We start from the raw sequence: 22,390 nt of genomic DNA, 5'->3' as shown, positions 1-22,390 counted from the left end.
CACATGGTTCTGACGAGGTTCTGCCGGATGCTTTATAAACCTTCAGGCAATCAGCCCATCGTACATACAAGCTAAGAGGTTCTTTTGTGAATAAATTAATGATGCCCATTCGAGGCGATTTTGTAGCTCCAAGATTTGATTTAGCTACTGAAATTCTCATTGTTCAATATAACAATGGCACCTTGCTTGGGGAGCCCAAAACCATAATTATGGACCGGGCCTCTGATGAAGGGTTATGCCAGATGATCGTTGAAGAGCACATTACATCCTTGGTCTGCAATGGTATCGAGGAGTTGCATTACAACTTCCTCCTCTGGAAAAAGGTAAATGTGCTGGACGGAATCATCGGTAACTGGCAGACGGCTCTTGAAAAAATACTTGATGGCACCTTGCAGCAGGGGGCCGTCCTTTATCCAGATGAAAGAGAGGCCTCTTCTTATGAAAGCAAATAAACGCGAAGCTGTAATTTCCAAGCTGAGCCCAAACGTCTTCAAGAGTTTTTTTGATCTCGGGCTGAAAAAAAGAAGTTACAAGCAATTGCGTACTATTCTCTTCTCCACCATGTTCGGTATGGCCATGCTGCCTCTTTTGCTGGCAGGTGGCATTGGCTATTACAACTACCAGGACCTGTTGCAAATATCAGAAGAAGAACAACTTGAATGGCAGCTTGATCGTTCCATACAATCCATAGAGCACATGATTGAAAGTCTCAAAACGGTTATTCAGTTTGCAGCGAAACAAGATCGTTTTCTCGAACTGATCTCAGGTAATCAGCTGGAACAGCTTTTTACCCGGATCCAATCTTATTATCCCTTACTTGCAGATCTTGGGGTGATTGATGAACGTGGGATCCAGCAGGCATATTACGGCAATTATGACCTCCAGGGTACTGACTACTCCAGTGAAGAGTGGTTTAAGAAAACCTTTGATCAGGAGGTGTATGTCAGCGACGTGTATACCGGCAACAGGGGTGTTGCCCACTTTGCCATTGCTGTTGGTAACTATGACCCGAAAACCCAGTCTAGATGGGTGCTGAGAGCTACCATTGATGCCGCAGCCCTGCAGCAATTTACCAATACCATCAAAAGTAATGCCACGAATGATCTCTTTCTCGTGGACAACCAGGGCAGGTTGCAGACATCGTCGCTCTATTTTGGGAAAATTCACTCCCAATTCAAATACTCAATCAAACCAGGAATTCAGCGTAGCTTTTCTGAGAGTGGCGAGAATATCTTTAAAGCAGTTGGAGCAATACAAGGCAGTCCCTGGAATCTGGTGCTTGTCGAAAAACAGTATATTCACCAAAATGACTGGAAAAGATTTCAGAGTCGTCTCTTCCAAATCATTCTGGCTTGCCTGATTATCAGCTTAATCGTTAGCCTTAGCCTTGTTAGACTACTGACAAACTTGATCCGGAAATCAGACGAAACCCAGCTGGCAATGATTACAAAAGCTGAACATACGAACAAACTTGCCTCCATCGGCAGGCTTGCCGCAGGTGTTGGTCATGAGATCAATAATCCGCTCGCGATCATTGACCAAAAAATAGGCCTTATTGAGGATATTCTGGCAATGTCAGAGGATGACTTCGACCACAAAGGAACAATCCTGAAAAGTCTGCAGGCAGTAAATCAGAGTGTTGACCGTTGTAAAGTTATCACCCACAGGTTGCTGGGCTTTGCCAGACGAACAGAGGTCCACCCAGAACAACTTGATATAAATGAAGTCATCCGTGAAGTCTTACAGTTTCTTGAAAATGCAATGTTGTATAACAGGATAGGTCTTGATCTTGATCTTGATGATAAGTTACCACTGGCCACAAGTGATCGGGTTCAGTTACAACAAATTTTTCTTAATATTATCAACAATGCGATAGATGCCATTGGTAAAAATGGACTCATCCGGATACGCTCCCAAGCAGCAGGGTCTGACCTGCAGATAAGCATAGAAGATAATGGTCCGGGGATAGCTGAAGAAGTACTGCCAAACATATTTGAGCCTTTTTACACGACCAAGGAGACAGGAAAAGGAACAGGTCTCGGATTGTCAATAACATATGGACTTGTCAAGAAATTAGGTGGAGATATCGGTGTACAATCCCGCCTTGGCCAAGGAACCACATTCACAATAACCATTCCACTACAAAACCAAAACAATGAATAAAGACAATCACAGCAACTTTAATATTCTTATCGCTGACGACGAGGAAGAATTTGCCTCGACACTGGCCACCAGGCTTGAACTACGGGGCTATACTACAAGAATAGTTCATTCTGGGGAAGCAACCCTTGAGGCGATCGCCAGCCAGGTTCCAGATCTTCTCCTGCTAGATCTTCAAATGCCGGATCTCGACGGCCTCGAGGTTCTAGCCAAATTACGGGAAAACCATAAGGAGCTTAAAGTGATCATCCTGACCGGCCACGGCTCGTTTAGCCTGGGAAATCAAGGGATGGCGCTTGGTGCGATTGATTATATCATCAAACCGGTTGAGCTCAGCCTGCTCCTTAAAAAAATTACCGAAGCCACAGCTGCGACATGATTTCTCATAGGTACCCCCCGAAGAATCGGGGGGAGTCTAAAACAGCTGTAGGTATTTCCCCTGAGGAACAGTTCCGCAAACATGTTGTCGAGGGAAACTTTAATTCAAATAATATCAAGACCGGTTGAGCCCTTCTATCAAGGTGCAAATATCCAGAGTCTTTGAACAATGTGAAAATAATTTCTTTAATCACACTCCCAGAAATAGATTCTGAAATCAAAACGATCAAAGAACGGATCTTCCCATCCCGTCAGTTCCATGAAGATCTGTTCTGTCTCTATAAAGAATTGACGGAATCCCTCCCCTACTTCAATCGTATCTCGTAGATATCGGTGCGTCTGTCTTTGAGATTGGTAACACTCCCCACATTGTGAAGTTCATTCAACAATTCCAGATCGACATCTACAACAAGTATCATTTCTGTGTTGGGAGTGGATTGTGCTTTAATGCCGTCTGGTGGAAAAGCAAAATCACATGGGGTGAAGACTGCTGATTGCGCATACTGAATATCCATGTTCTCAACTTGCGGCAGGTTGCCAACACAACCTGCAATAGCGACATAACACTCGTTTTCAACTGCTCTTGCCTGGGCGCAGATTTTGACTCTTGAATAACAATTTTGCGTATCCGTCAGAAAAGGAACAAAAAGAATTTTCATTCCATCCTGTGCCAAAATTCTACTCAGCTCCGGAAATTCACTATCGTAGCAGATGAGTACACCTATTTTGCCACAGTCAGTGTTAAATGTTTTTAATTTGTTGGATCCCTTCAATCCCCATACTTTTTGCTCGTCTGAAGTAACGTGTATTTTTTCGTATTTCTCAACTGTTCCATCTCTTTTAGCCACGAAACCAACATTATACAGATTATTATCGATAAGCTCAGGCATGCTGCCAGTTATAATATTGATGTTATAGGTAATAGCCAGACGCGAAAATTCCTTTTCAAAGATCGGGGTAAATTTGGCGAGTTCTCTGATGGCCTGAGCTTCTCCAAGATGATTAAACGTCGCCATCAACGGTGCATTGAAGAACTCAGGGAACAACGCAAAATCACTTCTATAATTCGATACCGCGTCCACGAAATATTCAGCTTGTTCCAGAACCTCTTCAATATTCTTAAATGGTCTAACCTGCCATTGAATAAGCCCTAAGCGAATTACCGTTTTTTGGGGCATTGGTTTTTTTGACGGCTTTGAATAATAAATATTATCCCATGCCATCAGCGATGCGTATTCACAGCTGTCAACATCGCCTTCAAGATAGTTTCGCAACACCCTTTTTACATAAAAATCATTTGAGAGTTGAAAGTTCAAGACAGGATCATGAATTTCTTTGGCCTTGACCTTTGCTATGTATTCTCTTGGAGTGAGTCTATCTGCATATTTTTTATAATTTGGTAATCTTCCACCAAACATAATGCCTTTAAGATTAAGTTCTTCACACAACTCCTGCCTGAATTCATAGAGACGTCTTCCGAGTCTCAATCCCCGATATTTTTTACGGATAAAGATATCTATGCCGTAAAGCGTATCTCCATCATCGTCATGCGTGTCAAACGTATAATTTCCAGTTATTTCTTTATAGGTATGAGAATCATCGAGTTTACTGTAGTCGACGACGATACTGAGGGCGAAACCGGCAAGACTGCCATTTATCTTTATTCCGACCTGACCTTTGGGAAATTTCTTCAGAAGTGTTGAAAATTCCTGATATGTCCAGCTTGAATCATCTAAATGTCGGTATTCATCCTCCATCAAGGCAACTATGTTGGCATGATCTTCTAAGGAGAGGTAGGTAAGTTCAATTTTATCTATGGTGTCCATTATTGTGACCGTTATCCTGAGTTTTAAACGAAATATGTTGTCATGGCGTTGATTATTAAGCCAGGCCAGCAGAGCTGAACAAGCACCTTTAAGATATTTTTTTCTTGGAAAAAAACAAGACAACAGACTGGACATCATGAAACCTTCGTGCGAAGGCTTATATGATCCCAACAAATGTCACCACCTTATAGTAAAAAGTAAAAGAATAAAAGACTATGAATTTATACATCTCCTGATGACACCTTCACATTTATGGCTTGGGCATTTCTCATTGAGATTTAAAAAGTGTACTTCCATCTCTATTTAACCAAACAACCTATTTACACTCCTCTATTGGGTATCTAAATATACCCAGTAATTAACCATTACCTCACCTTGTCGTTCACTCCTCAATCCTGTAAAGACAATACTGAAGCCCATAAAAACATCAAGGACTGGCATTTTGCTAAACAAGACTCCGTAAAAGATTATGAACGACATTGAAGCGATTCGAGATTTTTTTCTGGCAGGTGATGCCGGCAAACTAAAACGCTCTTACCAGCAACTGAGTGGCAGCTTTGAGGCGACTCCACCTGTAGTTGAAGACTGGCAGGAGGTAGAGTTTGCTTTTAACCGCCTCTTCGTTGGTCCCGCCGCCCTTGAGGCACCACCATTCTCCTCCGTTTATCTCGATGCCCAGGGGTTGGTTATGGGCCAGACGACAATGGCTGTACGACAGATGTATGCAGCTCTTGGTCTGGAATCTCCATGGAAAAACAGCCTTCCCGATGACCATATCAGCCTGGAACTCGATGCGGCTCTGGCAATGAACCATGTTCTCAAAAAGCTGGGCCACTCAGAGATACAGGAACTTCATGCACGTTTTATGAACCATATGACGAGGTGGGTCCCACTGTTTGCCGACAGGGTGTTGACGGCCCCATCACGTCACCCAGCTATAAACCATGTAGTGCTGTGTTTGTCCGACTGGCTGGATAAACAGACCTGCGGACTTAAGAATTACCAATCAGCAAGAGAGGAAAAGGTATGAGCACAACCGAGAACACACCTGAAACACAAGCCGGGATATGCCCCCTGACCAGAAGAAGATTTATGAAAGGCCTTCTGGCAGCCGGAGTTTTAGCCAATCTGCCATGTGGCCTGCTCAGGCCCACGCGCACAGAGGCGGGGGAAATTGTTTACGCGGGAGACTATGAAATCTTTCGAAACGCCTGTCCACGAAACTGCTACGATACCTGCTCCATCAAAACCTACGTCAAAGATGGAGTGGTACAATTCATTGAAGGAGCGACAGAGTCAACCTTTACCAGAGGTGGGCTCTGCGTAAAAGGGTATGGGTATACCCGTCGTCCCTACAGTCCGGACCGCATCAAGTACCCTATGGTTCAGGAGGGACGAGGAACCGGTAACTGGAGGCGGGTTTCCTGGGACGAAGCCATGGACCGTATTGCCAAAAAAATACTCCAGATCCAGGAAAAGGACGGCAATCTTCTGGGGCTGGCCCTGTCTAAATATTCCGGAAACTTCGGGATCACCAATTACGGCATTGAGGGCATGATGAGTTCCCTGGGGTACACGACCAGACTGACAGGAACACCGTGCTGGCCGGCTGGCATCGACGCCCAGAATTTTGATATGGGCGACATGTGGTGTAACGACCCGGAAGATATGGTTCATGCCCGTTATGTCATCCTCTGGGGGGGCAATGCGGCCTGGAACTCGGTTCATTCCGTCAAATACGTCTATGAAGCAAAACGGCGTGGTGCCAAAATTGTGGTCATCGATCCTATCATGACCCAGATGGCTGCAAAAGCTGATGAATATTGGCAGATACGGACCTCAACCGACGGAGCCCTGGCCCTTGGTATGGCCAGACACATTCTCGACAACAAACTCTATGACCGAGATTGGGTCATGGCCAACTCTGTTGGTTTTGAAGAGTTTGCAAGTTATCTAAGAGAAAATGTGACCGTCGAATGGGCCGCTAAAGAATCTGGTGTCCCGGCCACAAATATTATCGAAATGGCCGAAGAGTTTGCAACAGCCAAACCGGCAACCATCTGGATTGGATACGGTTTGCAGCGTCATGTCAATGGAGGAGCTGCAGTAAGGGCGATTGATGCCCTGGTTGCCATGACCGGCAATGTCGGTAAGGTCGGCGGTGGAGCACGATACGGCCACCTGCGAACCTGGGGCTTTAATTACCACGCCTTGTTACAAAAACAGCCCGAGGGGGCCAAAGGCGTACCGGGAAAAGCGGAGGTTAAAGGAGACTTTCATTTTGCGGGAGGTAATGATGCCGCCGCCGTATCCTACTCGGACCGAATTCTCAATATCAACAAAACCGCCCAGGTTATTCTCGACGCAAATGATCCACCAATACGCATGCTCTGGGTGGCCTGCAAGAACCCTTTCAGCCAGGACTTCGACCGCAACAAGATGGTCAAGGCCTTTGAAAAACTTGAAATGGTTGTGACCGTTGACCAGTTCTTTAATGAAACCGTCAATATGTCGGACATTGTCTTACCGGTGACAACACTTTTTGAGGAATGGACCATCAACGCTTCTTACTGGCATTATTGGCTTTCCATTAATGAAAGGGCCATTCAGCCGATGTACGAGACCAAATCGGACATCCAGATTGCAGCAACCCTGTCAAAGAAAATGAATGCCCTCAAACCAGGCTCCTGCACCTTTCCAACGGAGATCGACAGCAAGGAGTGGATGACTAAAGAATTCAACCAGGGCATTTATGATCTGTTTGGCATCAAATCCTGGGAAGATCTGAAAAAAGGCCCTGCAAAAGCCAAAATGCCGTCCGCTGCCTGGCATGATCTTAAGTTTGGAACACCTTCAGGGAAATACGAATTCAAATCAGAACTGGCTGCTGAGTGGGGAAACAAGGCTTTGCCCGAATATGTTGCTCCGCGTGAAAAAACAGATAAATACCGAGTTCTCACCCCGCACACTAAGTTTGGTTTACACTCACAGTTCATTAATCTGGACTGGAGTGAAGAGTTCAATCCAAAGCCGTTTGTATATGTTCATCCACAACTGGCTGCTGAAAAAAACATCAAAGATGGTGACACCGTTCGCGTCTTCAATTCCATCGGAGAAGTGAAGACCACAGCGAAGCTGAGCACCGTAGTTCCCAGCGACGCCATACTCATGTACGAGGCATGGTTTAGAAACAATCCATACAATGTCCAGAATGTGGTTGATGATACCTCCTCTGATATGGGAGCCTATAAAACAGGTCAACCCGGTGTTGCCATCCATGATCAGTTCGCCGATTTGGCCAAAGTTTGAGGAGAAGCCCCATGAAGAAACATTATGGTTTTTTTATCGATGCAGAAAGATGTATCGGCTGTTTTACCTGCGCTATGGCGTGCAAGAACCAATACCATCAACCTGAGACTGTTGTCTGGCGACAGGTTTATCCTATAAGTGAAGAGATTTACCCATATCACGAACGCGCTTTTTATTCACTTGCCTGTAACCATTGTGAAAATCCAACCTGTCTGAATGTCTGTCCGGTAAAGGCGTATTATAAGCGGGAAGATGGCATTGTCGTCCATGAGCAGGATAAATGTATCGGTTGTGGTAACTGTATTCGCTCCTGCCCATACGGAGCACCTCGCTATAACCCGGAACAGAAAAAAGCCGAGAAGTGTAGCCTATGCTGGCAGCGGGTCGATGCTGGGCTTAAACCCCAGTGCGTCCAGAGCTGTCCGGTGGAAGCCCTTCAGATTGTCGATCTGGCAACGTTTGACAGACCGGATACGGTGCAATATCCTCCAGGGTTTCCCAAGCACGAAAAACTCAACCCATCGGTACGATTCGTGGTACCGCAGTTACCAAAAGTTATCGGGAGGGAAGACATATGAGTAATATAGAAATGCCGCTGGTGCTGTTCAGCGTCCTCAGTCAGACAGCAATTGGACTTACGATAATGAATAGTGGCAGACAGATTGCCGGTGATGATTTCATCGGCGAAGGCCGCAGGCAATGGGGAATAGTACTCGCCTTTCTGGTAACGGGTATGGTCGCTTCCTTTTTCCACCTTGGCCACCCCCTGCAGGCCTATACGGCTCTGAAGCATTTAAGCACAGCCTGGCTTTCATGGGAGCTACTTGGCGTTAGTATTTTCCTCTGTCTTGCTCTTTTTGGCTTTTTTACGGAAAAAGAGAAAAAGAGCGGACTGGTTGCCTTTCTCACGGCCCTGGTTGGTTTACTTACCCTGGTTTTTATGGGGATGACGTACGCACCTCCGGGGTATCCGGCGCTCAATAACGCCCTCCCCATGGTCTTCTTCCTGCTCACAGCCCTTCTTCTGGGTACCAGTTTTTCCGCCTGGTTCACCCCTTCAGAAGATAGGTCCTGGCTTTGCAGAATATTGACCGTCAGCCTGATCGTTGGACTGGTTGTCTACCTGATAGTGCCCTGTATCTGGCTGTCCGGAGGCACCGTGATGGCACAAACGGCGGAGGCCTGGATCGAATCACCCTTGTATTGGGGGCGAATTGTTATAGGTTTGGTTCTACCATTGCTTCTGATCTGGAAAATAAAGGACATTCCACCCTGGTTGCCGTTGATCATTCTCATCGGAGAACTTTTGGGACGGGCGGCTTTTTTTCAAGAAACGGTACATGCTGCAAGCAACATTGGCGGTCTATAATACATTCGATATTTCAAGAACCATTGTTAAAAAATTGAAATGTCTGGTTACAGATGAGGTCCTTTACCGGAGGACAGCCTATCACAGCTCGTCTTCCGGTTTATTTTAAAGAGAAGAAAGATGATTGGAAAAACTCCCCTGTTGACAGTTATCCTTTGTTGGAGCCTTTATATGTCATCCCCGGTCATTGCAAGGCCACAGGTCGTCTCTCCCGTAACCCATGAGCCATATACCGTTACCCTTGCTCCCAGCGAGGATAAGGCCTATGCCCGCGAACCATATTTTATCCATCTCACCCTTTTTCCCAAAACCCTCCCGCCAGGCTATACCGTCTCAACTCTGGTTGATCTGCTCGAATACCCTGCAGGTGCCAAACCGGAAATACTCCCCGGTTTCCCGGCGATTCAGCTGAAGATGATGAAGGCTGGTACATACAAAATGTCAATCCGCCTTTCCCTGATAAGCAAATCAAGTTGCGCAGGAGTAGATGCTACAGAGATATTTGAAAAGGCTCTTACAATTAAGGCGACGGAGAGGTGAACCGCTGCTTGTTGGTTCTCGCAAAAACCGCAGGACATCTAACTGCAGATTATTTGTTTAGATAAGAATAAAGATTTACACCCTTTCGACTCAACCCAAGTTTCTTTCTAATGTTCTTGCGATGTGTCTGTACGGTTTCCAGGGAGATTGACATGGCATCGGCAATATCTTTGGAAGTCGAGCCAGACTGGATCATCTGGCAAATCTGTACCTCCGACTTTGTCAGACGAATGATGTCTTCATTGCGTATCGAGTTGGCAGATTTGGTCAAGCCCGCCAGCTGATCACGCAGTATCTTCATATACATATCGCGAATTTCAGAATTTTCTTCAGAAGCCAGTTTTTGCAGGGATGGAATAATGCTGGTGGTGATTTTCTGGGTTATGGAAAGTTCGAACTCTTCTTTATTCCGATCTATTGCTTTCATCACATTTTTCAAGGTAACATTCATCTCCTCGGCCTTTGTTTTCTCGTCCCGCAAATGACTTTCCATGGCCTTCTGCTCAGTAATATTACAGACAATAATATGAAGGAAAACGTCGCCACCCAGAAAAAACTTATTAACCGTTATACTGGCTGGAAAAATGTCTTCACCTGCACAAATGCAATTTACCTCTCCGTGCCAGACCTCTCCATCCTTTATCGATGATGCCTCAAGAAAGCTGTCTATACTGTCCGGGTGTATTATCCGTACACAGCTCCTGCCCTTGATCTGGCCACGGCCTATACCGAACATCTTAGTGGCCTTTTCATTTGCCTGGACAATATTCAGGGATGTATCCACCAGGAGGATACCCTCACCGGCTGAAGAAAAAAGTGACTTGAAAAGCTGCTCTGATTGGCGCAGGGCCTCCGTTCGTTCCAGGACAGTTTGCTCCAGCTGTTTTCTGTGGTCCACGATCGAGGTTATATCGCTGAGAATGATGACATAGCCAGCAGAGGCAAGAGACACTTTTTTGAGGGGGACAACAACCATCGAGTAACTGATCTGACTGTCTTTCAATCGCAACTCATGGCTCCGACTGTGTGGGTATCTCTGGAGAAACATTTCCAGATCATAGTCGGCATGTTCAATATGGCGAAACACTCTATCGCCGAGGCATTTCGTACCAAAATATTCTCTGGCAACGACATTCATCTCAAGTATCGTCCCGGCATCATTGATTACCAGAACAAGATCGGAGGTCGCCTCAAAAATATTTTCATACTTGTTTTTCTCTAAGGTGAGACTTCGATTTTTTGCCGCCAGAGTATCCAGTCTGGTATCAAGGGTCGGGTTCTCCCACTCCGCTATGGTGATTGTCTCAATAGCATCTACAATCCTGCGAAACGTCATGTAGCTCTGGAGCTTTTCGCCGTCGTCATAATCACAATGGAGAATGATATCTTCCACCGCGTGTACCAGCGTCTTGAAACAGCCAAAAAACATTTCAGCCTGCAGGCCCCGCGCCTGATGGCGCCTGCCGGTCTGTACAAGAAAAGACGCCAGCTCCCTGTTGTTCTGCAAAATTGAAGAAAAACGTAGAGACGGTGAGTCATTTTCAAGCAGGGATAACATCGGTTCAATAAGGCCACGAAGACTGAGGATACAGTCCTCTTTTTTAGCCGTAGTATGCTCAAGATAACCCGCCTCCTCCATATATTCTGTCCATTTCACAAGGAAGAGTTCCATTTCCTGCAGTATGTGATTGAGCAGTTTCTTCACCAACCGACTCCTCTAAAAGTAACCGTCCTGTATTCCATTGAGCAGATCTCCTCTACTTTAAAATATTATTTTGTACCATCTGACCGGAATATCTGCCGCAGATACTTTAAGAAAAATCCGTTCTGAACCAGACTTTTTATTGTGCTTTTGCAAGCTAAAAAACTGTATCAGGTCCTATTTGAGCCTTTTTATGTCCTATTTTGAATGCCGTACAAATGTAATAAGAGAAAACATAAACACCGCTCTATCTCCTGAAATCATATAATAAATAGTTTTTCACTTTATTGACAAATGAACATAATTGCCACATCGTAGTAGTCAATTATCCCGAACATAGCATTTGCAGAGAGAATGTCTACGTCGAGATTAAATGTGATCTAAAAGAAAAGTATTTCGTTGCATGTTTAAAGTACTATTTGGGAGAATATAATGAACCATAAATTACCAGATTTACCATACTCATATGACTCTCTTGAGCCATTTTTTGATAGCAAAACGATGGAGATCCACCACACCAAGCATCACCAGACCTACGTAGATAAGTTAAACGGTGCATTACAAAATCACAACGCGCTTTCTGAGCTTAGTCTGGATCAGCTCGTGAGTAATTTATCAGAAGTTCCGGAACAAATACGAACAGCTGTGAGAAACCACGGTGGCGGCCATGCAAACCATTCTTTTTTTTGGCCAATCCTTAAAAAAGACGTCCCGACAACAGGACCAGTTGTAGACGCGATCGTTCAACAGTTCGGCGATTTTGACAATTTTAAAAAACAATTTTCCAACAGCGCAGCACTGTTGTTTGGTAGCGGCTGGACCTGGCTTGTCGCTGAGCAGGGTGGCCTTGCTATAATTACAACACCCAACCAGGACAGCCCTTTGAGCCTTGGGAAAAAGCCCATCCTTGGCTTAGATGTATGGGAACACGCCTATTATCTTAAATATCAAAACAGGAGACCAGAGTATATCGAGGCATTTTTTAATGTTATCAATTGGCATAAGGTCAACGAAAATTACGAAGCTGTGGTTTAAACTACACAACCACCGACTTGATAGTCGGTGGTTGGTCAGTTTCAGACAACTGACGGTCTTCTATCAAATTCCTGTCACCAATATGCAAAGGTTTGGCAAAAACCAACAACACTCCAATGAATAGATAGGCAAATAGTATTTTACCTTGAGCAGCAGATAGAACAAAGAACAACTGGGAATAAGAAACAACGCTGAATCACCCGGCACATAAAAAAGCTCTACTCAACACGGCGGATAAAACCCTGAGGATCCAGATTCAGTGCCATATCAAGTTCGTCTGTGTGATTTTCATCAACCTGTAAAAATAAAAAGGCAAAGAGGGGCTTGGTATGGTAGTCGATCGGACGCAAGTGAAGAAAAGAAGAGAATACACTCGTAAGCGCTTCATAATCAAACATCTGGCCATCAGCCACAGGAGATCTTTTTTCCACAATCACCATAGCAAATTGGAGCCCTTTTTTAACCTCATAAATCTCAGACCAGACAGGCCGCTTTTTCTCTGTAAAATACTCGTACACATTTATTCCGAATGCATACAAGGCAATATCCGTTGAGCACCAGCCTGCAAAACGTAGAGGATTGATTTCGATCGGCCTCACAGTTCCATGTTGATCTATTCGGATTTCAGCATGGAGCGGTACTCCCCGCAAATCAAGAAGAGTTCCGAGTTGACGAAGAAAATTTTCAACGGCATCAAGATGCGTAGTAACAATTTCTGCGGAGGTGATATAGAGTCGATCACCCATATCATGCTCGCCGTTGAATCTATGCTCTAAAATATTGAGCACAACCGGGGTGTTATCATCATCATAATATGCATCAATGGCATACTCGGTTCCCTCTATCACCGATTCAATTATAAATTTACTGCCATCAAGAACTTCTTTTGGAAATGAGGCGGAGACTACATCGGTTTTTTCAAGGATTTCTTTTTGTACCTCGAACCATTCTATCTCACTATTGACCCGGTACACACCCGCGCTGAGAAACCCAACAGTAGGTTTTATTATAAATGCTTGGGCTATCTCTGAAAAATTCAGCGCACCAATTTCATCTCTTCCAAATTCCTTAAAATAAATATCAGGAAACATCTGAGAAGTGGCTACTCTAAATTTCAGTTTGTCTTTAAAGAGCTCTACCTTTTTCAACACCTCTGATTCTTTTCCTAAAAGATCAACAATTGCAGCAATGGCATTTTCACTATTGGTATAGAGCCAGCTGTAACGACTCTTGGCAAGGATCTCTCTTGCCTGGGAGCAAGAAACCTCGTTCACTCCTTTTGGCAAAAGTGTTTGAGAGAATGCGGTCTGGAAAACAGGTTGCTGGGATTCAAGCAAATAATTTACGGCTACATCAGAGATATACGGCGCGTCAAAAATAAACATTGCAGGGAGATGGTTGATTAATTGAAAGAAATAAACACAAGGCTCCAATATCATTTTTGTTATATGATCGGAGCCTTGTACTGCGGAAAGCCTCAGATTTGCTGCAATGCCTGGTCAAAATCCTTAATAATATCATCAATGGATTCAATTCCAACGGAAACCCGGATCAGTTCCGGCAACACCCCTGCCCTACGTTGATCTTCTTCACTGAGTTGCCTATGGGTCATACTTGCAGGATGGAGGACACCGGTACGAACATCGGCAACATGGACAACTTTTTCAGCTAGGGTAAGTGCATTCATCACCTTCTCGGCATTTACGCTACCACCATTAACGCCAAAAGTAAGAACTCCGCTACCCGCCTTCATGTATTTTTTACATAATTCATAATTAGGATCACTTTCAAGGAGCGGATATTTTACCCAGGTCACCTTCTCATGTTTTTCAAGAAACCGGCCAAGGGCCAGGGCATTGTCACTGTGCCGTTCCATTCTGAGATGCAGGGTCTCAAGGCCCATATTGGAAAGAAAGGCGTTCTGAGGTGACATATAACAACCAACATCACGCACCCATTGCACCCTCGCCTTGACGATATAAGCGGAGGGGCCGAAGGCTTCTACGTATCTGAGGCCGTGATAGGAATCATCGGGTTCAGTTAAACCTGGAAACTTGCCATTACTCCAGTTAAAGGTTCCGCCGTCAATGATCATGCCGCCAACACTAGTTGCATGCCCGTCGGTATATTTTGTCGTTGAATGGATGACAATATCTGCGCCAAGTTCAAGGGGACGACAAAGATATGGGGTGGGAAAAGTATTATCGACAATAAAAGGAACGGCCATCTCTTTGGCTATGGCCGCGAATTTTTCAAAATCTAAAACTTTTGTTCCGGGATTAGAGAGACTTTCACCGAAGATAAGCTTGGTGTTCCTCTTGAAGGCTGCCCTTATCTCTTCAACCGGCAGATCCGGATCAAGAAAGGTCACTTCAATTCCCAGTTTTTTCAAGGTATGTTTAAAGAGATTGAACGTCCCTCCATATAAGGTTGACAGGGCCACCATATGATCGCCAGCCTCACATATATTGAGTACGGCTATGGTCGATGCTGCCTGCCCTGAGGACAAAGCCAGGGCACCAACTCCACCTTCGAGCTGGGCCATCTTATTTTCAAACACTTCCACCGTCGGATTACTGATTCTCGAATACATATGCCCGGCGGCTTTAAGATCAAATAAGTCAGCAATCCCCTGGCAGGTATCGTACTTATAGGTGGTACTCTGGACGATAGGCATAACCCGTGGCTCACCGTTTTTAGGGCTATATCCTGCCTGAACCGCTTTCGTTTCAATGCTCCATTCACTGCTCACTATTTCACCATTGCATAAATATGTATCTGTGTATGTTAAATAATCTCATTGAAAAGAGAAATTACAACAAACCTTATCCGGGTAAATCTAAACATTGAACGATAAGAGATAAGTTCTTCAACAAAGATATCAAGAAGGTAATGCGTTTCTGGCGGGAAAAACGGTGGGAAATAAAAAAAAGATCTGGAATTCAGAAAGCAACAGTTTGGCTGAAAGTCTACATTAAAAAAGACTTCCAGCCATTTTCAAGTAAATGAAATTATTGTTTTATTGGTTCCCCAAAAGGATTGAGGCGGTTTGCAGCCGCAACATCCATGGTGACATAAAAATTCGCCTGGGTTTTTCCAAGAGCACCAGCTGCAGAATCTGCAAGTACGACCATACAGGTCTTATTGGGCTTGGTAAAGGCAAGCATTACATTGTTATAGGAAGCCTCACCAACCAGTTTCCATTTGTTATTACGCATTGATGCAATGATGTAATCGCGAAGTGAAGAGACCTGAACCCTCCCCTTATACACGTGGATACCACCCTGAAAAGAATCCGTGCGCATGGCCATACTTTTATTTGCATCCAGAACCATTTCAATAGGCAGTTCGATATCACCATAGCTCTCAACCATAGTGGCTACTGGTGCCAGTTGACTGTCACCCATGGGCTCCATGGATTTGTTTGACCGCGATGCACATCCACCTATAAGCCCTGCCAATAACAGTACACAGCAATAATATCCCAGTTTTTTACAATGCGTCATAATTTGCATAATCAAAACTCCCCTAAAATTAGATTAAATCTTGCAGTTGTAACAACATAAAACTGCAGGGTTTCATTTCGCTTCTCATCATTAATCGACTATTATTGAAGAAAAGTCACAACAAAGCAAGAGGAATCAGTCAACATCCTTGTGTTTTTAAAACATTTCTACTCAACTTTCCAGGTTAGAAGTAAAAAGCTAAGAACACTCCTCTGGGGTAAACAATACACAAGAGACATCTTCCCCCTTTACTTCAAACCCTGGTGACTGCAGCATATAAGACAAAACTATCAAGCAAATAATTTTAATAACGAATATTCAACCACCAGATCGGGAGCAACATATAGCAAAACAGTCGCTGAGCGGAATATCTTTGCTCATCGCCAACTATCAGGCTGATACCCTTCTTGCCAAGGCTGAGATCCACAAAATTGGAGAATTATACCTCACCTGTGACAATTTTATTAGTTATTTCTGATGCTTTTCTAAAAGTATTGTCGGCGTTACCCGCCCGGCTGAAACTCGAGATATCCATAAGAATCCGTTAAATGATGTCACTTAATTAACTGTTGACTATTTTTACCACAGGTAGCCTCATCTAAAATCTTTACCTTGAAAAGGAAATCTACGTTGCAGGCCGGGGAGATAGGAATTAGAGAGTTACGGGGGCAGCCCCCAAAAGATAGATCAACTGAGAGCTGAGAAAATTTACTCGATTTTATACTTAAAAATCAATTATGAATATTTTTCAAAAACAGGAACATCGAGCCATGAAGATAATAATCGTCGAGAAACTTCCCATTCGTTTAGGACAGTTTCTCAAGTTTGCCGATATGGTACAGGACGGCATTGAGGCAAAAATCAGAATTCAGGAGGGTGAAGTCTCGGTTAACGGTGAACGAGAAACCAGACGCGGCAGACAGCTTCAGCACAATGACGTTGTGACTCTATCCAATATGGAGGCCCGGGTCGTACATAACATTTAGTCACAACAGTATCCCGGTAGCTCACAGGGCCGAGTGCAGACATACAGCCAGAGACCGACTGGCCATTATCAATGAGCAGAATATTGCACAGCGGTTCCACTCCATTTTTTCTACCATGCCCCAGATAAGACCGGACTGTGTCTGGGACATGGTAGAAAACCTGTCAGCTGAAAAAATCAAGAGAATGGAAGCAAGAGACTATGCTCCAACCTTGCGTATGTACTCAATGAGCGTTCGCACGGCAATACCTGAGGGACCTTTGGGGATGTAACTCTTACTCGTGTAATCCCAGGCTGTTCCTGCAATATCCAGATGAGCCCAGGGCGTTTTACCGACAAATGTATGCAGATATTCAGCAGCTGTAATCGTTCCTCCAGGTCTCCCGCCAGTGTTTTTAATATCAGCGACCTCTGATTTAATCTGTTTTGCAAAAGCTTCGTGCAGGGGCAGTTGCCATACAGGTTCACCGGCCAGGCTTGCCGCATCCTTCAGGGCTTTGGTCAGTGTCTTGTTATTGCTCAATAAACCGGTAAAATGATGACCAAGAGCAATAATAACTGCTCCCGTAAGTGTTGCCAGATCGATGATAAAATCAGGGCTGTACTTTTCAATGCCATAGGCAAGGGCATCGGCGAGGATAAGTCGCCCTTCTGCATCTGTGTTTTCAATCTCAGCGGTTACCCCACCATAATGGGTGATAACATCGCCTGGTTTAATCGCTCCCCCACCGTTCATATTATCTGTTGAGGGAACAAGGCAGATAACCCGAACCGATGGTTTTTCCCTGGCCACAGCTTCCATTGCCGCAAGTGCTGCTGCTCCCCCACACATATCATACTTCATATCCATCATTCCCTGAGCAGGTTTTAAGCTGATACCTCCAGAATCAAAGGTAAGACCCTTTCCGACCAGCATGATGGTTTTTTCGGGTTTTGCAGGACTGTACTCAAGGATGATCAATTTAGGAGCTTCATGTGAACCCTGGTTTACGGCAAGAATTCCACCCATCCCAAGTTCTTCCATTTCTCCTTTTTCGATGACCGTGCATTTCAACTTGTATTGGTTGGCCAAATCTGTTGCAAACCGCGCGAAATGCGTTGGTGTCCACCGGTTCCCTGGCTCATTGGCCATATCTCTTGCTGTTTGGGTTGCCCGCACATTGTTGAGACCACGTTCTACCTCACCGGTTACGACCTGCTCATCACTTACATTTACCAGTGCGATCTTTTTAAGTCCCTGATACTCGTCCTCATCCTTTTTTTTATAACTTGAAAACTCATACACACCAAGGCCAACACCCTCAACCAAATAGCGTGCCATTATCGCCTCTTCGACACCCTTTACCTCAGGGAGCCAGAGACCGATTTCTGATAGCTTATTTTTTTTACAAACTTTTGCAATATTGCCACCGGCGACCCGCAACCGTTCAAACAGTTCTTCAGGCTTTAATCTGGAAATTTTTTTTCCAAGTCCGATGAGAAGAAGTCTGCTCGCCTTTAAAAAAGCTTTATCCTGTGAAAATGGTGCATACAAAAGAAGTTGTTCATCATTTTTTGCCTCAAAGTCAGCCTGACCTGCAAACTGCTTAAGAACCGTGGCGACATAATCGTCACAGATGAACTTATTTTTTTTATCAGCAGCAACAAAGGCTACAAGTAAATCACCCTTAAACTCCGAGACATTCTTGCCGAACACAACAATTTTAGGTACATTCATATCAAACCCTGAAAGAATAATTATTTTAAAAACATCGACTATTTAATAATCTAATATATAACTGTAAATACTAATTGCCAAGATGTACTCGTTGAGTGCCTGTAGAGATTACAGGTCAAATTGTTTTACAAACCCTATACCTTCATAAAAAAGAATGTCCTTGCTTCAAACATTAGTGGTTTCCGTCTCCCTTGCTATTGTCATTTCCGCCCTGTGTTCTGTATGTGAAGCTGTTTTATACTCTGTATCATCAAGCCAGGTGGAGATGCTGAAAAAAAGCGGCCACGCGACCGCCGAACATCTCCAGCGACTCAAAGCAGACATAGACGAACCGATCACCGCCATACTGACTCTTAACACAATAGCCAACACCATCGGAGCTGCAGTCGCCGGTGCTGCAGCCTCAAGACTCTTTGGGGATGAAAATCTGATTCTCTTTTCTGCATTCTTCACTCTTACAATACTTCTTTTTTCAGAAATTCTACCTAAAACCATCGGCGTAACTTATGCCTATAGACTTGCGCCTATGATCACCTACCCTTTACAGGGGATGGTTTTTATTCTAAAACCCATTGTCTGGCTTTGCAGGTCCATAACGAGGCTGTTACCCCAACGATCGGAAGATACCATCACAGGAGAAGAGTTGCAGACCATTGCAAGCCTCTCCAGAGAATCGGGGGATTTGGAAGAAAATGAGGAAAAAGTCATTAATAACATCATCGACCTCAAAGCAAAAATTGTCCGTCAGGTTATGACTCCACGGACCGTAACCTTTTCAATGGATGAGAACCTCAAAGTCTCCCAAGCCATAGAACTCCTAAAAAAACTTGGAAGTCACAGCAGAATCCCCGTCTACCATGAAGAGCCAAACAATGTTTCTGGCATCATAATGTTAAAAGATGTTCTGCGGGCTGCAGCAGACGGAGACAAAGATGTATCTCTTGCCGATTTTAAAATACCCGCACATTTTGTCCCTGAAACCGCCCCGCTGAACCGGATCCTTGTCGATTTTTTTGATCGAAGAACCCATCTTTTTGTCGTAGTCGATGAATATGGCACCATGACAGGGGTTATTTCTCTTGAAGATGTTATTGAAGAGATTGTCGGATGGGAGATTATCGATGAAACGGATAACACCCAGGATATGCGGGAATTGGCTCGCGCCCAGAACATTGAAGCCCGTCCTCAAGAAGAGGATTAGACGGCAAATACATCTTATATTGAAGGGAGCAAGGTTTTTACTGGTGGATCAGGAGGTATGTTCACTCACTGGAACAAGACGAAGTAGAACCTTTCTCACGTTTCCGTTCCTGGCGATAGTAAATTCAACTTCGGCGCCGAGTCCGTGACGTTCCATTTCGCTTTGCAGTTGGGAAACACTTGAAACCTTCACCCCGTCAATTTCTAGAATGGTATCGCCCAAGATAATTTCACCCCGATATTGTGTCGTTCCCTGTAGTCCCGCACGAGCCGCGGGACCATTTTCCGCCAGTTGCAAGATAAGCAACCCCTCAACCCCAAGCTGTTGTGCAATCCTTTTGTCAACAAAAGTAACACCAATACCAGGTTCGACAACTCTCCCGTGCTGGATGATCTGAGGTACAATTGCGTTGACGGTATCGACGGGTACCGCAAAACCAATGCCCGCATACCCACCAGAAGGACTGTATATTGCTGTGTTTACGCCAATTAAACGCCCTGCACTGTCGAGGAGAGGCCCCCCTGAATTGCCTGGGTTAATAGCTGCATCTGTCTGGATAACACCTCGTATATTCCTTCCGGTGATGGACTGAATTTCTCTGTTCAAAGCCGATATGATTCCGGAGGTGATTGTCTGATCAAAACCAAACGGATTGCCAATGGCGAAAACTTTCTGCCCGACCAGCAGGTTATCAGACTCCCCTATTGCAATGGGCCTGAGTTTGCTGGGCAATGAGATAAGTTGCAGAACAGCAAGGTCTTTATCCGGTGCAACGCCTACCAAAACTGCCTTCCAGGTAGAATTATCCGCCATAGTAACTTCAATCCTGTTGGCGTCACTGATAACGTGATAGTTGGTGACAATTCTCCCCTTGAGATCCCAGATGAAACCTGAACCGGTTCCCTGGGGAATTTCCACAGCATTAAAGGAAAAAAGACTCCGCCGCAGGGCAATGCTGGTGACATACACCACCGATGGCGAATTCTGCCGAAAGATTTCTATCGTGTTATTTTCATCCGCAGCAAGTTCGCCTCTTGCTGTGACTGGTCGTGGGACAACTTCTGTTGGAGGGAAAAAACGTTCAATGGGGTCTACAAGGAGCCAGACAAGCAGCCCAAGAATCACAATTAAAGTGATCGGTGAGGTTTTGATGGTCATGAAAGGCCTCTGCCGGGTTTGTATCCATTAAAGATGCAGAAAAATCTTTGCCACCCAGAAATACATCAACACCCCGAGAATATCAATGGAAGTGGTAACAAAAGGCCCCGTTGCAATGGCGGCATCGATATCAAAACGTTTCAGGATAAGCGGAATAATGGTTCCAAGGGTTGCCGCCATCACCATACAAAAGAAAATTGAAATACCGACAACAACTCCAAGAAGAGCCGGATCTCTAAAGCCAAAAAATGCGATGACACCAAGAAACAGGCCATAAATAAGACCCAGAATCAGACCGACCCGCATTTCTTTAAAAACAACCTTGGAAGATTCTTCCAGATTAATCCGGCCTGTGGCTATCCCACGCACCACAATAGTTGAAGATTGTGTTGCAATATTGCCCCCCATTCCTACGACAATGGGAATAAAAGACGCAAGGGCTATAACCTTGGAAAGCTCTTCCTCAAAGGCTCCAATGATTAACATCGCCATTATACCACCAATCCATGACGCAAAAAGCCATGGAGCACGTATAAAAGCACTCTCCTTTGTTGATTTGAGGAGAATTTCCCGATCCTTACCGGCACCGGCCATCTGCAGAAATTCCTCGGAGGCTTCTTCACGAATAACATCAATGATATCGTCAACGGTAACAATTCCAACCAGAGTATAATTTGAGTCGACCACTGGCACCGCCAGGAAATTATATTTGGATACAACGTGGGCAACTTCACCCTGATCGGTATCCGTGGTCACAGAAATAACATTGGGATTCATGATGTCGCGAAGTTTCTTTTCGGCGGGGTGCATGAGTAGTTCTCTCAGAGAAATGACTCCAGACAACTTATGCTCGCCATGGGTTAAATACAGATAGAACACCATCTCCTTTTCTTCGCTTCTTTTCTGAATACTGCCGATAGCGTCTCCTGCCGTCAGCTCTTCATCCAGACACATAAAGTCCGGAGACATAAGACCACCGGCACTCTCTGGATCGTATTGCAATAACTCTTCTACCTCATCCCGGTCCTCCTGCTCCATATGCATACGGATGTCGTCGGCAATGCTTTCGGGCAGAATTTCGAGGATATCAACAGCATCGTCTGACGGCATGTCAGCGACGATACTTGCCATATACTGAGGGGTCAGGCCTTTTACGAGGTCTGCAACAAGAAGAGTGTCAAGTTCACTGAGGAATGGACCAACAAAATTCAGCTTAACAATCAGGTTGAAAACCGCTTCCCTTTCGGCATCATTCAAATATCGGTACACCCAGGCCATATCAGCAGGGTGGGTTTTATTAATAAGTTTGGACAGGTGTTCCATCGCGCCCCGTCTGTTAAGACGGCGCACCATGTCAAGGATAACCATCCCTTCGCTACCGACTAACTCTTTTTTAACCTTACCTTCCATAGCAGCACCGACGAAAAAAATATTAAGTAAATTAAAGGATCACCCATGAGGAACCTTACAAGATGCTTACCCTACTCAAGAATGAATATCGAGC

At 44.7% G+C, this 22,390-nt stretch carries 19 protein-coding genes; 11 read left to right on the top strand and 8 right to left on the bottom strand.

Annotated features, from left to right (window positions below; all coding sequences use genetic code 11):
• Nucleotides 1-86: 86 nt before the first annotated feature.
• Genes FCL48_RS24945 through FCL48_RS07540 form a run of 3 tightly spaced genes read left to right on the top strand, consistent with a single transcriptional unit; the run spans nucleotide 87 to nucleotide 2,539 of the window.
• The gene (locus FCL48_RS24945; protein WP_169309125.1) at nucleotides 87-452 is read left to right on the top strand and encodes a hypothetical protein; all 366 of its coding nucleotides are present in this window, start codon (nucleotides 87-89) and stop codon (nucleotides 450-452) included.
• A complete protein-coding gene (locus FCL48_RS07545; RefSeq protein ID WP_169309124.1) occupies nucleotides 439-2,163 on the top strand; it encodes a PAS domain-containing sensor histidine kinase in 1,725 nt (574 codons plus the stop codon). Before FCL48_RS24945 ends, FCL48_RS07545 begins: the two co-directional genes overlap by 14 nt.
• Nucleotides 2,156-2,539: a response regulator gene (locus tag FCL48_RS07540; protein ID WP_136871646.1), complete on the top strand. Its 384-nt coding sequence runs from the start codon at nucleotides 2,156-2,158 to the stop codon at nucleotides 2,537-2,539. The genes FCL48_RS07545 and FCL48_RS07540 overlap by 8 nt, the downstream gene beginning before the upstream one ends.
• Nucleotides 2,540-2,843: 304 nt before the next feature.
• Here FCL48_RS07540 and FCL48_RS07535 read toward each other — a convergent pair whose 3' ends face one another.
• The gene (locus FCL48_RS07535) at nucleotides 2,844-4,364 is read right to left on the bottom strand and encodes a bifunctional GNAT family N-acetyltransferase/carbon-nitrogen hydrolase family protein (protein ID WP_136871645.1); all 1,521 of its coding nucleotides are present in this window, start codon (nucleotides 4,362-4,364) and stop codon (nucleotides 2,844-2,846) included.
• 469 nt (nucleotides 4,365-4,833) lie between these two features.
• On the opposite strand from FCL48_RS07535, the gene FCL48_RS07530 reads away from it, so the two are divergent.
• The 5 genes from FCL48_RS07530 to FCL48_RS07510 all read left to right on the top strand — a co-directional run bounded on the left by FCL48_RS07530 (nucleotide 4,834) and on the right by FCL48_RS07510 (nucleotide 9,582).
• Nucleotides 4,834-5,394 carry a molecular chaperone gene (locus FCL48_RS07530; RefSeq protein WP_136871644.1) on the top strand — a complete coding sequence of 187 codons (561 nt, stop codon included), beginning with the start codon at nucleotides 4,834-4,836 and terminating at the stop codon, nucleotides 5,392-5,394.
• The gene (locus tag FCL48_RS07525; RefSeq protein WP_136871643.1) at nucleotides 5,391-7,673 is read left to right on the top strand and encodes a molybdopterin-dependent oxidoreductase; all 2,283 of its coding nucleotides are present in this window, start codon (nucleotides 5,391-5,393) and stop codon (nucleotides 7,671-7,673) included. The genes FCL48_RS07530 and FCL48_RS07525 overlap by 4 nt, the downstream gene beginning before the upstream one ends.
• An 11-nt stretch (nucleotides 7,674-7,684) precedes the next feature.
• Nucleotides 7,685-8,251 carry a 4Fe-4S dicluster domain-containing protein gene (locus tag FCL48_RS07520; RefSeq protein ID WP_136871642.1) on the top strand — a complete coding sequence of 189 codons (567 nt, stop codon included), beginning with the start codon at nucleotides 7,685-7,687 and terminating at the stop codon, nucleotides 8,249-8,251.
• Nucleotides 8,248-9,042, top strand: coding sequence for a DmsC/YnfH family molybdoenzyme membrane anchor subunit (locus FCL48_RS07515; RefSeq protein WP_136871641.1), 795 nt, complete (start codon nucleotides 8,248-8,250; stop codon nucleotides 9,040-9,042). The genes FCL48_RS07520 and FCL48_RS07515 overlap by 4 nt, the downstream gene beginning before the upstream one ends.
• A gap of 120 nt (nucleotides 9,043-9,162) precedes the next feature.
• Entirely contained in the window at nucleotides 9,163-9,582 is a 420-nt protein-coding gene (locus tag FCL48_RS07510; protein ID WP_136871640.1) for a hypothetical protein, read from the top strand.
• A 49-nt stretch (nucleotides 9,583-9,631) separates the two neighbouring features.
• On the opposite strand, the gene FCL48_RS07505 is transcribed toward FCL48_RS07510, so the two are convergent.
• Nucleotides 9,632-11,287, bottom strand: a complete 1,656-nt coding sequence (locus tag FCL48_RS07505; protein WP_136871639.1) for a PAS domain S-box protein — start codon at nucleotides 11,285-11,287, stop codon at nucleotides 9,632-9,634.
• A gap of 426 nt (nucleotides 11,288-11,713) precedes the next feature.
• On the opposite strand from FCL48_RS07505, the gene FCL48_RS07500 reads away from it, so the two are divergent.
• Entirely contained in the window at nucleotides 11,714-12,319 is a 606-nt protein-coding gene (locus FCL48_RS07500; RefSeq protein ID WP_371418669.1) for a superoxide dismutase, read from the top strand.
• A 218-nt stretch (nucleotides 12,320-12,537) separates the two neighbouring features.
• Here FCL48_RS07500 and FCL48_RS07495 read toward each other — a convergent pair whose 3' ends face one another.
• The 3 genes from FCL48_RS07495 to FCL48_RS07485 all read right to left on the bottom strand — a co-directional run bounded on the left by FCL48_RS07495 (nucleotide 12,538) and on the right by FCL48_RS07485 (nucleotide 15,834).
• The gene (locus tag FCL48_RS07495; RefSeq protein WP_169309123.1) at nucleotides 12,538-13,593 is read right to left on the bottom strand and encodes an ATP-grasp domain-containing protein; all 1,056 of its coding nucleotides are present in this window, start codon (nucleotides 13,591-13,593) and stop codon (nucleotides 12,538-12,540) included.
• 203 nt (nucleotides 13,594-13,796) lie between these two features.
• Nucleotides 13,797-15,074 carry an O-acetylhomoserine aminocarboxypropyltransferase/cysteine synthase family protein gene (locus tag FCL48_RS07490; RefSeq protein WP_371418668.1) on the bottom strand — a complete coding sequence of 426 codons (1,278 nt, stop codon included), beginning with the start codon at nucleotides 15,072-15,074 and terminating at the stop codon, nucleotides 13,797-13,799.
• Between the two features lie 256 nt (nucleotides 15,075-15,330).
• Nucleotides 15,331-15,834, bottom strand: coding sequence for a hypothetical protein (locus FCL48_RS07485; RefSeq protein WP_136871635.1), 504 nt, complete (start codon nucleotides 15,832-15,834; stop codon nucleotides 15,331-15,333).
• A 761-nt stretch (nucleotides 15,835-16,595) separates the two neighbouring features.
• Here FCL48_RS07485 and FCL48_RS07480 point away from each other — a divergent pair.
• Nucleotides 16,596-16,811: an RNA-binding S4 domain-containing protein gene (locus tag FCL48_RS07480; protein WP_136871634.1), complete on the top strand. Its 216-nt coding sequence runs from the start codon at nucleotides 16,596-16,598 to the stop codon at nucleotides 16,809-16,811.
• A gap of 198 nt (nucleotides 16,812-17,009) precedes the next feature.
• On the opposite strand, the gene FCL48_RS07475 is transcribed toward FCL48_RS07480, so the two are convergent.
• Nucleotides 17,010-18,527: a leucyl aminopeptidase gene (locus FCL48_RS07475; RefSeq protein WP_136871633.1), complete on the bottom strand. Its 1,518-nt coding sequence runs from the start codon at nucleotides 18,525-18,527 to the stop codon at nucleotides 17,010-17,012.
• A gap of 154 nt (nucleotides 18,528-18,681) precedes the next feature.
• On the opposite strand from FCL48_RS07475, the gene FCL48_RS07470 reads away from it, so the two are divergent.
• A complete protein-coding gene (locus tag FCL48_RS07470; protein WP_240744781.1) occupies nucleotides 18,682-19,728 on the top strand; it encodes a hemolysin family protein in 1,047 nt (348 codons plus the stop codon).
• A gap of 48 nt (nucleotides 19,729-19,776) precedes the next feature.
• Here the strand turns inward: FCL48_RS07470 and FCL48_RS07465 are convergent, their stop codons facing one another.
• A complete protein-coding gene (locus FCL48_RS07465; protein WP_136871631.1) occupies nucleotides 19,777-20,886 on the bottom strand; it encodes a S1C family serine protease in 1,110 nt (369 codons plus the stop codon).
• A gap of 27 nt (nucleotides 20,887-20,913) precedes the next feature.
• Nucleotides 20,914-22,296 carry a magnesium transporter gene (mgtE, locus tag FCL48_RS07460; RefSeq protein WP_136871630.1) on the bottom strand — a complete coding sequence of 461 codons (1,383 nt, stop codon included), beginning with the start codon at nucleotides 22,294-22,296 and terminating at the stop codon, nucleotides 20,914-20,916.
• Between the last annotated feature and the right edge of the window lie 94 nt (nucleotides 22,297-22,390).

It is taken from the genome of Desulforhopalus sp. IMCC35007, assembly GCF_005116575.1.
Taxonomy (GTDB): Bacteria; Desulfobacterota; Desulfobulbia; order Desulfobulbales; family Desulfocapsaceae; genus Desulforhopalus_A.
The sequence above is the reverse complement of the archived record's forward strand: the minus strand, read 5'-3'. Positions and strand labels throughout refer to the sequence as shown.